The organism is Nakamurella lactea DSM 19367 (genome assembly GCF_000426645.1).
In the GTDB taxonomy this organism is placed as follows: domain Bacteria; phylum Actinomycetota; class Actinomycetes; order Mycobacteriales; family Nakamurellaceae; genus Nakamurella; species Nakamurella lactea.
Genome location: NZ_AUFT01000001.1, coordinates 453,540 through 468,285 on the forward strand (window position 1 = coordinate 453,540; position 14,746 = coordinate 468,285).

The 14,746-nt window shown below is 69.2% G+C and carries 14 protein-coding genes and 1 other RNA gene; 2 read left to right on the plus strand and 13 right to left on the minus strand.

Translation table 11 applies throughout. The features are described from left to right. Nucleotides 1–35: 35 nt before the first annotated feature. On the plus strand, nucleotides 36–1,052 hold the full coding sequence (locus K340_RS0102300) for a zinc-dependent alcohol dehydrogenase family protein (protein WP_029135513.1): 1,017 nt from the start codon (nucleotides 36–38) through the stop codon (nucleotides 1,050–1,052). A 26-nt stretch (nucleotides 1,053–1,078) separates the two neighbouring features. Here K340_RS0102300 and K340_RS37210 read toward each other — a convergent pair whose 3' ends face one another. Then, nucleotides 1,079–1,207: a hypothetical protein gene (locus K340_RS37210; protein ID WP_281170678.1), complete on the minus strand. Its 129-nt coding sequence runs from the start codon at nucleotides 1,205–1,207 to the stop codon at nucleotides 1,079–1,081. Between the two features lie 239 nt (nucleotides 1,208–1,446). Here K340_RS37210 and K340_RS26920 point away from each other — a divergent pair, with 239 nt between their 5' ends. Next, the gene (locus K340_RS26920; RefSeq protein ID WP_037362229.1) at nucleotides 1,447–3,276 is read left to right on the plus strand and encodes a heavy metal translocating P-type ATPase; all 1,830 of its coding nucleotides are present in this window, start codon (nucleotides 1,447–1,449) and stop codon (nucleotides 3,274–3,276) included. Nucleotides 3,277–3,397: 121 nt separating this feature from the next. Here K340_RS26920 and ssrA read toward each other — a convergent pair. The 12 genes from ssrA to K340_RS0102370 form a co-directional block, all read right to left on the minus strand. Then, nucleotides 3,398–3,771: a transfer-messenger RNA gene (gene ssrA, locus K340_RS34940) on the minus strand. 100 nt (nucleotides 3,772–3,871) lie between these two features. Then, the gene (locus K340_RS0102315; protein WP_029135514.1) at nucleotides 3,872–4,531 is read right to left on the minus strand and encodes a hypothetical protein; all 660 of its coding nucleotides are present in this window, start codon (nucleotides 4,529–4,531) and stop codon (nucleotides 3,872–3,874) included. 576 nt (nucleotides 4,532–5,107) lie between these two features. Continuing rightward, nucleotides 5,108–5,623, minus strand: a complete 516-nt coding sequence (gene smpB / locus K340_RS0102325) for an SsrA-binding protein SmpB (protein ID WP_051264835.1) — start codon at nucleotides 5,621–5,623, stop codon at nucleotides 5,108–5,110. Nucleotides 5,624–5,829: 206 nt separating this feature from the next. Then, nucleotides 5,830–6,729 (minus strand): permease-like cell division protein FtsX, encoded by a 900-nt coding sequence (ftsX, locus tag K340_RS0102330; RefSeq protein ID WP_029135517.1) that lies wholly within the window; start codon nucleotides 6,727–6,729, stop codon nucleotides 5,830–5,832. Between the two features lie 135 nt (nucleotides 6,730–6,864). Further along, a complete protein-coding gene (gene ftsE / locus K340_RS0102335; RefSeq protein ID WP_029135518.1) occupies nucleotides 6,865–7,554 on the minus strand; it encodes a cell division ATP-binding protein FtsE in 690 nt (229 codons plus the stop codon). Between the two features lie 43 nt (nucleotides 7,555–7,597). Then, nucleotides 7,598–8,398 (minus strand): histidinol-phosphatase, encoded by an 801-nt coding sequence (gene hisN, locus K340_RS0102340; RefSeq protein WP_029135519.1) that lies wholly within the window; start codon nucleotides 8,396–8,398, stop codon nucleotides 7,598–7,600. Continuing rightward, entirely contained in the window at nucleotides 8,395–9,057 is a 663-nt protein-coding gene (locus K340_RS26925; RefSeq protein ID WP_051264837.1) for a class I SAM-dependent methyltransferase, read from the minus strand. Before K340_RS26925 ends, hisN begins: the two co-directional genes overlap by 4 nt. 40 nt (nucleotides 9,058–9,097) lie before the next feature. Continuing rightward, nucleotides 9,098–11,098: a hypothetical protein gene (locus K340_RS0102350; protein WP_029135520.1), complete on the minus strand. Its 2,001-nt coding sequence runs from the start codon at nucleotides 11,096–11,098 to the stop codon at nucleotides 9,098–9,100. Next, nucleotides 11,088–12,065 (minus strand): NAD-dependent epimerase/dehydratase family protein, encoded by a 978-nt coding sequence (locus tag K340_RS0102355; RefSeq protein ID WP_029135521.1) that lies wholly within the window; start codon nucleotides 12,063–12,065, stop codon nucleotides 11,088–11,090. Before K340_RS0102355 ends, K340_RS0102350 begins: the two co-directional genes overlap by 11 nt. After that, nucleotides 12,062–13,207, minus strand: coding sequence for a glycosyltransferase (locus K340_RS26930; protein WP_211229218.1), 1,146 nt, complete (start codon nucleotides 13,205–13,207; stop codon nucleotides 12,062–12,064). Before K340_RS26930 ends, K340_RS0102355 begins: the two co-directional genes overlap by 4 nt. Then, a complete protein-coding gene (locus K340_RS26935) occupies nucleotides 13,204–14,142 on the minus strand; it encodes a glycosyltransferase family 2 protein (RefSeq protein ID WP_211229219.1) in 939 nt (312 codons plus the stop codon). The genes K340_RS26930 and K340_RS26935 overlap by 4 nt, the downstream gene beginning before the upstream one ends. After that, a complete protein-coding gene (locus K340_RS0102370) occupies nucleotides 14,139–14,615 on the minus strand; it encodes a GtrA family protein (protein ID WP_029135522.1) in 477 nt (158 codons plus the stop codon). The genes K340_RS26935 and K340_RS0102370 overlap by 4 nt, the downstream gene beginning before the upstream one ends. Nucleotides 14,616–14,746: the final 131 nt, after the last annotated feature.

Below are 14,746 nucleotides of genomic sequence, written 5' to 3' on the forward strand. Positions count from 1 at the left end.
CCATCGGAACTACTGTCCGAGCACGAGGAGCACAGATGTACGGAGCCGTCATACATGGTCCTGGGGACGTCCGGTTCGAGGAACGGGCCGACCCGACGATCCTCGAGCCCACCGATGCGGTGGTCCGGACAGTCGCGACCTGCGTCTGCGGGTCCGACCTCTGGCGCTACCGCGGCGTTGCCAAGGTGTCGCGGCCGACCCCGATCGGTCACGAGTACGTCGGCATCGTCGAGCAGGTCGGCAGCGCGGTCCGCACCGTTCAGCCGGGTGATTTCGTCGTCGGCGGCTTCCTCACCAGCGACAACACCTGCCTGGTCTGCCAAGCCGGTCAACAGGCGAACTGCCTGCACGGCACCGGTTATGACGGCTGTCAGGCCGAATTGATCCGGGTGCAGAACGCCGATGGCACCCTGTTGGCCACCCCCGAGCAGCCGGACCAGGCGATGATCCCGCACCTGCTGAGCCTGTCCGACGTGTTGTGCACCGGCTGGCACGCCGCCGTGTGCGCCGGGGTCGGACCCGGCGCTACCGCGGTGGTGGTCGGCGACGGCGCCGTCGGGTTGTCCGGGGTGCTGGCGGCAGCCCAGCTCGGCGCCGAGCGGGTCATCGCGATGAGCCGCCATGCCGACCGGCAGGAGTTGGCCCTCGGCTTCGGCGCAACCGACGTCGTCGCCGAGCGAGGTGACGAGGGAGTCGAGCGGATCAAGGAGCTGACGAACGGCATCGGCGCCGACGCCGTGCTCGAGTGCGTCGGCACCCACGACTCGGTGGTGCAGGCACTGGCCTCGGCGCGACCGGGCGGCCAGGTCGGCTGGGTGGGTGTCCCGCACGTCACCGACCTGCCGCAGCAGCACCTGTTCTGGAAGAACGTCGGGCTGCGCGGCGGGCCGGCGCCGGTCCGGGCCTATCTGCCCGACCTGCTGGCCAGGGTGTGGAACGGAGCCATCGAGCCGGGCAGGGTCTTCGACCTGACGCTCCCGTTGGAGAGGGTGGCCGATGCCTACACCGCGATGGACCAGCGCACGGCGATCAAGGTCCAACTGATCCCGTGAGCCGCTGAGGGGTACTCGCCCGGCGATCAATCCGGGTCCGGCGCCGCCGCGGTCGGGTCGAACGTGGCGATGCCCAATCGGTACCAGGCTGCAAGCAACTCCCGGTCGCCGGCTGCCGCGACCAACGACGGATCGGCCAGTACAGCAGTCGGCACGACACGATCGTGTCGGCGTCGTCCCAGATTCGGCGGCAGGCCGCGCTGCTGGGCTCTGCGACGAGCAGCGGCACCAGCGCAGAGGTGTCCAGGTAGCCGATCACCGCCGCTGCTCTGCGACCATAGCCACGTCGCGACGTCGTAGACGCTGCGAGCATCCTGGCTGGATCGCGAGGCGCGGCCACGCTCTGCCGGCAGAGCGTGCGGTTGCCTGATCCTCGCCCGGCCATACTGTGCCGATGGCACGTGTGCGGGCGGCGATCCGCTCCTATCCGTTCGTGGCGGTGACGATCCTCGTCGGCACGATCGGGCTGGTCCTGTTGGCCACCCCGGCCCACGCAGCGGTGCCATGGCTGGTCGGCGGGTACGCCCTGGCAATCGCCGCCTGGCAGGCGATCGGGATGGTCCGGCAGTTGCTGCGCGGGCACGCCGGCCTGGACATCCTCGCGGTCACCGCGATCGTCGCGGCTGTCTGGAGCGGCGAGCACTGGGCGGCGCTGGTGGTGGTGCTGATGCTCACCGGCGGCGAGGCGCTGGAGGACTACGCACAGAACCGCTCGCAGTCCGAGCTCACCGCGCTGCTGGCCCAGGCCCCGCAGCTGGCCACCCGGGTCACCGGTGACGATGAGTCGACGTGGCAGGCCATCGACATCGATGACGTGGCAGTCGGCGACACCCTGCTGGTCCGGCCGGGTGAACGGGTGCCGGTGGACGCGATCCTGTTGGAGGCAGCCGCTTTCGACGAGTCCTCACTGACCGGGGAGAGCCTGCCGGTGGACCGGGTTCCGGGCGAGCTCGTCCCGTCCGGCGCGGTGAACGGGCAGTCGGCAGTCCGGGTCCGAGCGGCCGCGTTGGCCGGCGCCAGCCAGTACCAGCAGATCGTCGCCCTGGTGCAGCAGGCACAGCTCAGCAAGGCCAGGACGGTCCGACTTGCCGACCGGTACGCGGTGCCGTTCACCGTGCTCTCACTGGCGATAGCCGGCATTGCCTGGGCGATCAGCGGGCAGGCCGTGCGGTTTGCCGAGGTCCTGGTGGTGGCAACGCCGTGCCCGCTGCTGATCGCCGCGCCGGTGGCGTTTCTCGGCGGCATGAGCCGGGCGGCGAAGACCGGGTTGATCGTCAAGGGCGGCAGTGTGCTGGAGCAACTGGCCCGGGTGCGGTCCGTCGCGTTCGACAAGACCGGAACGCTCACCACCGGCCGACCGGAGCCCCGGCGGATCATGCCGGCGCCCGGTTTCACCGACGACGAGGTGTTGGCGCTGGCAGCCTCGGCCGAGGTCTATTCGTCGCACGTGCTGGCCGGCGCCGTGGTCGCCACCGCCAAGCAGCGCGGCCTGCAACTGCTGGCCGTCTCGTCGGCGCAGGAACAGGCCACCGACGGAGTTGCCGCGCAGACCGCCAACGGGACGGTCCGGGTGGGCAAGCCGGCCTGGCTGGCCCGGACCGCCACCGACTTCATCGCGGCGCAGCTGGAGCCCGGTGAACTCGCCATCTACGTTGCGCTGGACGAAACGTTCGCCGGCGCGATCATCATGCGGGACCGGTTGCGGCCCGATGCCGTGGATACCGTGGCAACACTGCGTCGCCTCGGAGTCGAGCGAATGGCTGTGGTCACAGGGGACGTCGCGGCCACCGCCGAACCGATTGCCGCACAGACCGGGATTACCGAGGTGCACGCCGAATGCCACCCGGCGGACAAGGTGCGGATCGTCAGCGGTATTCAGCCTCGGCCGTTGCTCATGGTCGGCGACGGGCTGAACGACGCGCCGGTGCTGGCAGCGGCGGACGTCGGATTCGCGATGGGCGCCAAGGGCGCGACAGCGGCCAGCGAATCGGCCGACGTGGTGAACCGGTTCGACCACCTCGCGGCCGTCGCCGACGCGGTGCGGGTCGGTCGGGACACGGTACGGATCGCGTTGCAGAGCATCTGGATCGGGATCCTGATCAGCGTCGCCCTGATGGTTGTCGCCGCCTTCGGCCTGCTGCCGGCGTTGCTCGGCGCCTGGCTGCAGGAGGCGGTCGACCTGGTGGCGATCCTCTGGGCGCTGCGCGCCCTCCGACCGTCATGATCCGTTGAAGGCGGCGGGAAGCCGTCGGGACGCTCGCCCGGGTCACGGCTCGCGGGTTCGCTGCCCTACCCAAGAAACGGCTGAAGGACCCGACGAAAATCGTGTCGGATCCTTCAGCCGTTTGTGGAGGTGGCGGGAATCGAACCCGCGTCCAACGGTGTGTTGTGAGTCCTTCTCCGGGCGCAGTCCGCTACGTCTCTACTCGACCCCATCGGTCATGCGAACAAGCCGATGTGACGGGCCCAGCCACTGTGGGTTGTCCCGTTCGGGTCCGTGGCCGGCCCGAACGGTGATCCTCCTTGTCGGCGCCAGGGTCCGGGACGGAGGAACTCCCGGTCTGACGGAGTCGCTACTCGCTCAGGCGGCGAGGGCGAACTCGCGCTGACTGTTGTCGGCGCTTGATTTTATTTGCAACGGATGGTTAACGAGATCATCGTTGCCTTCCTCGGCCCGCTTCTCCTCACTCGACAGCCGCTGTCGAGACCAATCACCCCCGAGTGGGTGTCACCAGTCGTCCAGCAGTTGTTCGTCCTACATGAACTGACAACATCGTCAGCCTACCCGGGATTCCCGGATGTCCCCAGCGGATTGGCCGTCAGCGGCAGTCCTGCCCGGGCGCGGCGGCCACCAGGGCGAAATACCGCTCGGACCCGTTCACGGTGAAGGCGCCCCAAAAGCTGTTCAACCGACGCTCCGGGTAGCCGTTCGCTGCGCTCGATCGCTCTGCGTTGGCCACCGCATCAGCCGCCGCCGTGCCGGTGAGCAGTTGGCAGCCCACCTTGCCGTAGTCCGGTGGCTGTGGGTCCGGCGCCTCCCCCGTCCACGGCACCGGCCGACCGGGTTCGTTGGAGATCATCGGGATGGAGTCCCGGGTTTCGTACAACAAGATGCGCTCCAGCGGAATCGGTCCGGTGAGGTGAAGTGCGCCCTTCACCGCGGTGAGCCACGCGGACAATCCCCTCCGCGCCTTCTCCTGATCCTCCGTCAGATCCGAATTGTCGTCGTCCCCCATCCCGAGGGCGTACACCGAGATCGACACTGCCGGCCGGCCGTCGTGAGCGGCGACCGACAGCACCAGCGTTCCGGCGTCCATCACGTTGGTCAGCCGGCCCAGGTCGGCCCTGCCGAATTCGACCGCCCGATCGAGCAGGTCCGCAAGCTCGCACTCGTCGACCCAGCCGCCCTGCGGGGCGGGGATCGCGGCGCCGACGACGTCAGCCGTCGTCGTCCCGGCTGGTGTGGTCGCCGTCGTCACCTTGGTTGATGGGGTTCCCGACACTGACGATGTCGGAGTCGCTGCGGTGGGTGCCGCCGGTCCGGGTGCCCGAACGTCGCCCGGCCGATCGTGGGGCGGGCCGATCGCTGTGCCGTCGGTGTACACGATCACCGACTCGCTCTGGGTCCAGGATGGCGTCCATGGCGAGAGCCAGCCGATCCTGATCAACGGCGTGGCATCGGCGCCGGGGGTCGTCGCAGCTGGTTCACCGGATGCGCACTGATCTGGCCGGCCCGTCGCTGTTGGATCGATGGGATGACCGGCAACGACACTGGCGCAACCGCCCGCCAGGGCCAGGACCGTCGCCACGGCGCAGGTACGCACCACGATCGCGAAGACGGGCCGGCGTCGTTGGCTCGAGATGGTCGCTCTCATGGCATTGGGACGTCCGACCGACCAAGATCGGTTGCGTGGTTTCCGCACCGGAGGGCGCCGAGACGTCGCAAAGGCCGCAGGAATGACGGGATTCGGCGCCCAAACAGCACCGAGACGTCGCCAACGGTCAACGGGCGACGGCGGCGGTCGACGGTCGACGGCCGCGCCACAGCCGAACGCTCAGCGCACCATGCCCTTGGCCTTGCGGCCGGCGTAACGGGCGAGCTCGCGGTCGGCGTCCCGCGCGGCCAGAGTCTGCCGCTTGTCGTAGGACTTCTTGCCGCGGCCCAACGCCAGCTCGACCTTGACCTTGCCGTCGAGGAAATACATCGACAACGGGATCAACGCCAACCCGCCGCTGGCCTCGCGCATCTTCTGTGCCAGCTTGTCGATCTCGGCCCGGTGCATCAGCAGCTTGCGGGTGCGACGCGGCGCATGGTTGGTCCAGGTGCCCTCGGCGTACTCGGCGACGTGCACGCCGCGCAGCCAGATCTCGTCGTCCGAGATGGTGGCGTAGCCGTCGATCAGCGAAGCCCGGCCGGCCCGCATCGACTTGACCTCGGTGCCGGTCAGTGAGATCCCGGCCTCGTAGGTGTCCAGGATCTCGTAGTCGTGCCGGGCCTTCTTGTTGGAGGCGATCAGCTGACGGCCGCCATTCTTGGCGGCGGTGGCTTTGGCGGCGGGCTTCTTCGTCATAACCGATTCAGGTTACCGGTGACGACAAGCGCGAAGTGGAGGTTGGAAGGAGCGCAGCGAGTTCCGGCCGCAACGGAGTGCGAGGAGTCGCCGTATCGGACACCGGTGACGACAAGCCAGAACCCGCCGACTCGGAGCGTTGCTCCCCGCTCGGACACCGCAACTGCGACCCAGCCCACCGACTCGGAGAGTTGATCCCCGCGGAGCTACGTCCGAACGTAGGCCCGCAGCGTCAGGTACGCAGAGACCGCGGCCAGCACGATGCCGGAGCCGATCAGGATCGGTGCCACGATCAGCATGTCGTTGGCGGTGATCGGCGGCAGCACGCCGGTGGCCATCACCGAGCTCAGCGACTTGTCGACGAACCAGACCTTGGCGGCGATCAGGCCACCGACGGCCAGCACCGCGCCGATCACCCCGGCCACCACCGCTTCGATGACGAACGGCAGCTGGGTGCGCCATCGACTGGCGCCCACCAGCCTCATGATCGACGTCTCGGTGCGTCTGGTGAAGGCGGCGATCTGCACCATGTTGGAGATCAACAGCAACGCGGCGATGGCCTGCACCAGGGCGATGGCCAGGGTGGCGTTGCGCACCCCGTTGAGCACCGAGAACACCCGGTTGAGCAGTTCCCGCTGGTCGCTGACCGACCGGACACCGGGTTTGCCGGAGTACTGCTCGGAGATGATCGAGATCTTCGCCGGATCCTTCAGCCGCACCCGGAGGAACGCCGACAGCGCCTCCTTACGGACGATGTCCAGCATCTCCTTCTGGCCGGCGAACCGCTCCTTGTACTCGTTGTAGGCATCTTCCTGGCTGTGGTACTCCACCGAGGCGATGTCCGGATTGTTCTGCATGCTGTCCTTGAGGGTCAGGCAGACGTCCCGGCAGTCCGGGTCGTTCGCCGACACCTCGGGTGTCAGGTAGACGTCGACCTGCACCTTGTCGCCGTACAGCTGTTGAGCATGCGAGGTCATCCTCGCCACCAGGATGCCGCCGCCCAGCAACCCGAGGGAGATCGCGGTGGTCAGGATCATCGCGATCGTCATGGTGATGTTCCGCCGCAGGCCGGTGAGAACCTCGCTGAACACGTATCCGCCTCGCATGTGTTCCTCTCGTGCTGTCTGCCGGGCACTCTCAGTGTCATGCCTGGTGCTCGGTTCGCCGGTGAGGCGTCAGGTGTGTCGGTCAGTTCGGCCCGCGAGCGGGCCGATGGTGCGGCCTGGAAGGCGGTTCGTTGCTCAGCGGCCGACGCCGTAGACGCCGCGGTCCTCGTCCCGGACCAATTTGCCCAGTTGCAGCTCGATGACCCGCCGGCGCATCGAGTCGACGATGGCGTTGTCGTGAGTGGCCATCAGCACGGTGGTGCCGGTCCGGTTGATCCGTTCCAGCAGCAGCATGATGTCGGCACTGGTGTCCGGGTCGAGGTTGCCGGTGGGCTCGTCGGCCAGCAGCAGTAGCGGTCGGTTGACGAACGCCCTGGCGATCGCCACTCGCTGCTGCTCGCCGCCGGACAGCTCGTGCGGCAACCGGTTGGACTTGCCCTCGAGGCCGACCAGCTCGAGCACCTCCGGCACCACCCGCTTGATCACCGCGCGCGGCCGGCCGAGTACTTCGAGGGCGAACCCGACGTTCTGCGAGACGGTCTTGTTCGTCAGCAGCCGGAAGTCCTGGAAGACGCAGCCCAGCCGCCGCCGGTGCCCTGGCACCTTTGACCGCCGGATCTTGGTGAGGTCGCTGCCGGCCACCGAGATCTCCCCCTTCTCGGGGGCATCCTCACGCAGCAGCAAGCGCAGGAACGTCGACTTCCCGGACCCGGAGGGACCGATCAGGAAAGCGAACTCTCCCTTGTCGACCTCGACGGAGACGTCGTCCAGGGCGGGCCTGGTTGACGTCTTGTAGCTCTTGGACACGTGGGACAGATGGATCACGAGCGCTCACTCTACCGGGGGCTGCCGTTATCTCCGCGTTACCTCACGCCGGAATCGTGTTGAGCGTCTCGATCACGGCCGGGTGCAGCGGGCCGTTACTCACCGCAAGGCTGGTGCTCGCGGCGGTCAACGGCTCTCCGCTGACGTCGGTCGCCTGTCCGCCCGCTTCGGTGACGATCGGCACCAGCGCGGCCAGGTCCCACAGGCTCAGTTCCGGCTCGGCGGCGACATCGACGGCACCCTCGGCGACCAGCACGTAGGAGTAGAAGTCGCCGTAGGCCCTGGTCCGCCAACAGTGGTCCAGCAGCGTCCGAAAGCCTCGCGCCTGCTCGGGGGCTACCGCCCATTCGGCGTAATCGGAGTACGACAGCGACGCGTCCGACAGGTTCGTCACTCCGGAGACCCGGATCGGTCGGGCCGGGGCACCGTTGAACGACGAGAAGGCTCCACCGCCGGATCGGGCCCACCAGCGCCGGGCCAGCGCCGGGGCGCTGACCACCCCGACCACCAGGTCGGGCCCGTCCATCAGGGCGATCAGGGTCGCCCAGACCGGCACCCCGCGGACGAAGTTCTTGGTGCCGTCGATCGGGTCGATCACCCAGCGGCGCTCGGCGCCCGGCAGCGAGTCGCCGAACTCCTCGCCGAGCACGCTGTCGGCCGGCCGCTGCTCGGCCAGCAACTCGCGGATCGCCCGCTCGACGGCCAGGTCGGCATCGGACACCGGGGTCAGGTCAGGCTTGCTGTCCACCCGCAGGTCGGTCGCGCCGAACCTCGGCAGGCTGATCGCGTCGGCGGTGTCGGCCAGTCGCAGTGCCAACGCCAGGTCGTCGGCGTCGGTTGTCATCGTGATTCCTTCCCGGCCGTCGGCGCCGGGCCGGCCGGGACTCGGGCGATATGGTTGAACTCGTTGTACACGAACACTTTTCCGGCCCACCGCGGGAACGGGAACGAGTACCTGCGCAGTGGAGTCAGCCCGAGATCGCGATCGAGTTCGGTCAACGCCTGCTGATCGGTGAAGGCGACATGGGTCGGGTCGGAGGCGTACCCGCGTTCCTGCGGAGTGATGAACACGGCGCGCCCGTTCGGCCGGACCATCGGCAGGTAGCTGCGGATCACCGTCCGCGCCTCCTGCGGTGTCAGGTGCTCGATCAGGTGCGCGGCCAGCAGCGCATCGAAGGACCCGGCGGCCGACAACTCGGGATCGGCGAAGAATTCTTCGGTGGTGTAGGCGATGCAGCCGTTGGCCCGGGCCGCGGCCACCAGGTGCGGGTTGTGGTCCACCCCCACCGATCCGGCCGGCAGGTAGCTCAGGTTCCGGCCGTTGCCACAGCCGACGTCCAGGGTGCGTCCGAGGTTCATCCGGCGAAGATTGGCCTTGTAGGGAGCCTGGACGTTGAGGATCTTCTTCCAGCGCTTGTTCTGCAGGCGGTTGAGCCGCTCGGCGTAGTCGACGTCAGCAGTCGCGGCGCCGGGGGCCGGGTGCTGGTCCGGATGTTCTGCCATGGGGTGGATCCTCTCAGGGTGCGCCGGGACCGGTGCATCGTCATCCGGTGGTGGTGGTCGCGCCGTTCGTCAGCCGCGCCGCCTCGGCGGCACGTTGGGCCGGGGTCATGGTCAGCCGGACCTGTTGGTCCGCCCGCTTCAGTGAGAAGTACGCGAACCGGCCGTTCGGGCTGACGGAGACCACCGGGCCGGTGACGGCCGTCAGCTCGGTCGTCCACGCCGTGCCGCCGTCCGGGGTGGCGGCCCGGTCGAGCAGGATGCCGCTGAATCCGATCACCGCCAGGTCGTTGACCATGTCGCTGGCCGGTTGCCCGCTCACCGTCGCCGGCCAGTCGGTCTGTGGTCTGCCCTTGATACCGCCGGCCGACCACCGCAGCGTGGTGGTGTTCAGGAACGGGCGCAGCTGGTCACTCTCGCTGGTGCCGTTGATGATCGCCGACTCCGGGTAGGGGCGGTAAGGCAGCTGGAACACCGCGGCCCCGGCCGGTAGCGACTGCTCGAGCCCCGCGAAGAACGTCTGGTCGGAGTGGAAGTCCTTGGCCGTACCGGGATCCGGGATCGCGTTGGTCAGCGACTGGTCGGCCACCCCGAGGACCAGCACGGCCGCGGCCGCGACCGCCGGTAGGGCGCGCCGCAGTCGTTCCCGCCCCGCGGATGACGGCTGCCGCGGCACCTCGTCAGCGCCGTCACTCCCGGCCGCGCGCCGGCTCCGCAGCCGGTCGAGCACGGCCTCGACGGCCAGCCCGAACCCGGCCAGCGCCATCAGCGCGATGACGATGGACATCCGGTTCCAGCCCCGGATCGCGATGATCCTCATCGACAGGAACAACCCGGCGCCGGCGACGGTGGCCAACAGGAACGCGACCCAGGTGAGTGCCGACAGCTGGGCGATCGTGTCGCCGCGGCTGCCGGGCGCCGGCGCCCGGCGCCGGCGGCGCGAATTAGCGATCGACACCACCCCGAAACCGAGCAGCAGCAGGAATCCGATGGTGCCGATCAGGCCCAGCGCCGGGTGCTCGGCGGCCGGCGGGAACTCGTTGTCGAACCACTCGCGCAGCTGGGCGAACGGCGGGAACGGATGGTTGGGCGGCGGCAGCACCAGCTGACTGAACCGCAGGCTGTACATCTGGGCCTCGTTCGGGATCCGGATGAACGCACCCGCATTCGACCCGTGGACCCGGGCATAGAGCAGATCGGGCAGCAGCGCGACCACATACCAGAGGCCGAGCACCACTCCCCCGACCACGGCTCCGCCGAACCGCCGCCAGTCGCCGCTGCGGATCAGCGCCAGCACGGCAGCGGCCGCCAGCAGCAGTCCGCAGAAGATCGCGTAGTACACCCCGTCCCAGACCAGCAGCGCGAGGATCAGCACCGTGGCGGCGCCGCGTCCGGTGAGGACGCCGAGGATCCGCCCGGGAAAGCCCCGACCGACCCGCCGCCGCCCCCACAGCGACTCGCCCCTGGCCACCCGCAGCACCAGCACCATGGCCGGCGGGATCAGGTAGTACCCGGACAGGAACAAGTGCATCTCGTTGCGGATGAAGTGATACGGGGCCACCGCGAACAACACCGCGAGCACCACCGTCATCAGCGCGGACAGCCCGCAGACCCGGAAGAACCAGACCGCGGTAGCCGCACACAACAAAAACGTCAGCAGGTAGTAGCCGTTGAACGCCGTCACCCAGTTGTCGGTGAAGAGACCCAGCAGCTTCGCCATCGCCGGATGCAGGTCGTCGGAGAAGGGATAGTCGTGGTAGTGCTGGCCGTACGGGAAACCCAGCCGGGGTTGGCTCTCGTACCACCCCGTGGCCAGCACGGTCTTGAAGTGCGCGGCCGAACCGATCGAATCGGTCGTGTAGTAGAACGGCGCCGACCAGTCGACCCGCCACAACCGCATCATCACGGTGACGGCGGCGGCGGTGGTCAGCACCGCGGCCAGATAGATCCGCAGGTCGCTGCCCGACCACCAGCGCGCGAACCAGCCCGGATCGGCAGCTACTGCCTGGGTCGCACCGGTAACGGGAGTGGGATCAGCCGGCAACGCGGACCGATCGGAAAAGGTCCTCGGCGGTGGCCGCCAGGCCGGATGGCAGCGAGGTCAACGCACGGTGGTCGAGTTCGGGCCAGACCGTCGAGCGCACCCGCAGGTCGCCGGCCTGGAACTTGGCCGTGGCCGAGGTGCCGAGCACCACCAGCGGCGCCCGTTTGAAGACTCGCCGGAACTCGCCGAGCAGCGCCCCGATGGTGACCCCCTGGTGGGCGCCGAAGATCTTGACCACGCAACGGGAACCGTCCGTGGTGACGTCAACGACCCCGGCCAGCGCGAGTCGGACCATGTCGGCGCAGTCGTCCACGTACAGGTAGTCGCGGATGGTGTCCAGCGAGACGTAGATCGAGATGGACGTGCGGGCCAGCTGCGTGCGGCACAGGTGCGAGATCAGCCCCTGCGGCTTGGCCAGGTTCTGCCCCGGCCCGTAAAGGTTGGTGATCCGCCCGATCACGGTCGGTACCCCGGTGCCGGCCGCGAACGCCTGCGCCAGCTGCTCGCCGGCCAGCTTCGCCCGGCCGTACCCGGAGGTCGGGCGGGCCTCGTGCTGCTCGGTGAACGGCGGCCCGGCCGAACCGGCGTACACGCCGCCGGCCGACGACGCGACGAACACCGAACCCGCCAGCGGATCGACGGCACCGCCGGCGATCTGTTCGGCAACTGTGTCAAGCACCGTCCGGAGCGCGCCGATCTCGTCGGCCAGCTCGGCGTCGGTGGTTCCGGTGACGCCGGCACCCGCGCACCAGGCGATTCGCCAGCGGTCACCGCTGCGGCCGCTCGCGGCGAGCAGGCGGCGGGTGGTGGCGGCCAGCTGCGCCCTGGCCTGGACCGGCCGGTTCCAGGGGATCGATCCGGCATCGATCACGGTGTCGCCGCCGGCGGTCAGACTGCGCTGCAGCGCACTGCCGAGCAGCCCGCCGGAGCCGATCACCCAGCTTCGGACCGCGGGGGTGGGCGTCATCGGACCACCCGTTCCGGGTGTGGTTGCGGCTCGGTGGCCGGTGCGCCGGGCGCCGGCGCACGCACCGGGCCGGCGGCGTCCCTGGCCGTCGCAGGCTCGGCCGGCACCCGGCGGGCCGCCGAATCGGTCGGAGCGGGAGTCTCGGCGGCGGCCCTGCCCAGCGGCCCGGATGCCGGGTCGCTGACGATCAGGTACAACGGCCGGCCCATCGCCATGTTCACGTTGACCCCGATGTATTCGGCGATCACCCCGAGCGAGAACAGGATCGCCCCGCAACAGACCAACAGCACGACCATTAACGACGGCCAGCCGGCCGGGGTGTCGACGTCGAAGAACAGCCGGACGACCAGCAGATAGATGGCCAGCCCGAAGCCGCCGACGGCGAACAGCGCCCCCAGCATGCTGACGATGCGCAGCCCGCGGGTGCCGCTGGAGATCACCATCCGCCAGAAGTGCGAACTCAACGATCGGTAGGAGTAACCGGACGGGCGGCCGCCCTCCTCGCGCAGGATCACCGGGCAGGTCACGATCCGTCGGGCCACCCAACTCATCGCCACGTCCAGGTAGGCGCCGGCGCCGGCGTAGGCGGCGACGCTGCGGCCGACCTCGCCCAGCACCAGCCGGTAACTGTGGAAGTCCCGCGCGGCCCTGCTACCGGCGGAGGCGACGATGACCCGCTTGGCCAGCACTGAGGCCAGGTTCCGAACGGCGCCGTGCGGCGGGCGGTTCGTCGGATGCGCGTAGACCAGATCGGCCTGTTGGGCCATCGCGACGTCCAGCATCGCGGCGATGGCAGCCGGATCGTGCTGTCCGTCCTCGTCCATGGTGACGATCCAGTCGCCGCCGCTTGAGGCCATGCCGGCCAGCGTCGCCGGGTGCTGACCGAAGTTCCGGCTGAGCCAGACCGCTCTGACGAACGGGTACCGAGCGGCCAGCTCCCGGATCACCGTCGCCGAGGAGTCCGGGCCGTTGTCGTCCACCAGGAGGATCTCGACGACCTTGGCGCGATGCCCCTGCGGGGTACCGAATTCCTCGGCCAGCGGGACGAGCTCCGCCAACAGGCCGGGTAACGTTCGCGCCCCCTGGTAGACCGGGACTACGACGGAGATGGCATGTGGCGGCACCGTCGTCGGTTCCGTCATTCCACGAGCCTATCGAAGGCGGGCCGGTCGTCGGCGGCTTTCGCCCCGGCTGCGATGGTGTCGGCAGGCGCGGCCGGTCCGGCGTCCTTGCGACGCCAGCGCAGCCACAGGTACACCCCACGGCGGCCGAGGGCCATCGCCGTCGCCCTGATGTCACCGAGCGGCCGGTCCCAGCGGTGCAGCAGGCCCGGGTGGTCGCGCTGCACCGATGCGTGGAACTCGCGGGCGTGTCGGCCCTGCTGGCGAACGAGGTCGACGCTCCACTGCTCGGCGCTGATCCGGAACGCGGCCAGGCAGCGGCGGACCGCCACCATCGGGCCGCGGCGCAGTACCCGGACGAAGGTCGCCTGGTCCAGCAGGTACGGAACGCGGTCGTCCCAGCCGCCGGTGGCCAGCAGCACCTCGCGGCGCACCAGGATGCACATCGGCTCGCCGAAGACGTTGGTTCCGGCGCTCACCGTGCGCCGGATCGCCTGGTCGCCGGGCACAACGCCGGACAGTCCCTGCAGTCCGCGACTGCGCACCACCGGGGCGCCGTCGGCATCGATCACGTCCCGTTGACAGGCCACCAGCACCGCCTCGGGATGGGCGTCGAACGCGGCGACCTGTTCGGCCAACGCGGTCGGATAGAGCAGATCGTCGCCGCAGACGAGTTTGACGAACTCGCCGCCGGCGCGTTCGGTGACGGCGGTCCAGTTCGCCGGTGCCCCGCCGCCCGGCGCCACGGTGCCCAGCCGCACCCGCGGGTCGGCGGCGAAGCGCTGCAGCAGTTCCCAGGTCCGGTCGGTCGAGGAATGGTCGGAGACGATCAGTTCGAAGTCGCGGAAGGTCTGGCGCAGCACCGATTCGACGGCTGCCTCGATGAACTGCTCGTTGTTGTACGACGGGATCACCACCGACACCCTCGGGTGTGGTGCGTTTTCGAGCTCGCTCACGCCGCCGCCCCCGGGGTCCGGCGGAACGAGAAGTCCCGATGTCCGAAGAAACTCAACAACACGGTGCCGCAAGCAATGATCAGCTGCGAGGCGAGTACCGGCAGGTGGGCGACCTCGACCAGCAACGGCAGGCAGACCGCATTCACGGCCAATGCCCCGAGATTGATCACCTCGAAACGGCCGAGGTCACGCAGCACGTGTCCGCGGACCCGGAAGACGAACTTCCGGTACAGCACGAACGCGCACAACACGGACGCGACGTGCGCGCAGGCCAGCACCGCCATGTAGCCGAATCGGTCCTGGATCAGTGCCTGGAACACGATGAACCAGACGGCGCCGACGGCCGTGTTCGTTGCACCGACCAGCAGGAACGCGACTCTTTGGTCGCGGACCAGGCGGAACAGCGGCCCCAGGGTGCCGCGCATACCGGCCGGCGGAACGGGTCCCGCCAGCCGCATGTCATCGGCCGTCATCGCACATCCTCACCGCATCGACGTTCCCGGCAGCCCCGACGTTCGCAGCCGCACCCTCGACTGTCTCACGACAAGGACCGCCCTGTGGACAATGCGGAAGCGGCGGCCGACACAGGCTACGGTTTTCGCAC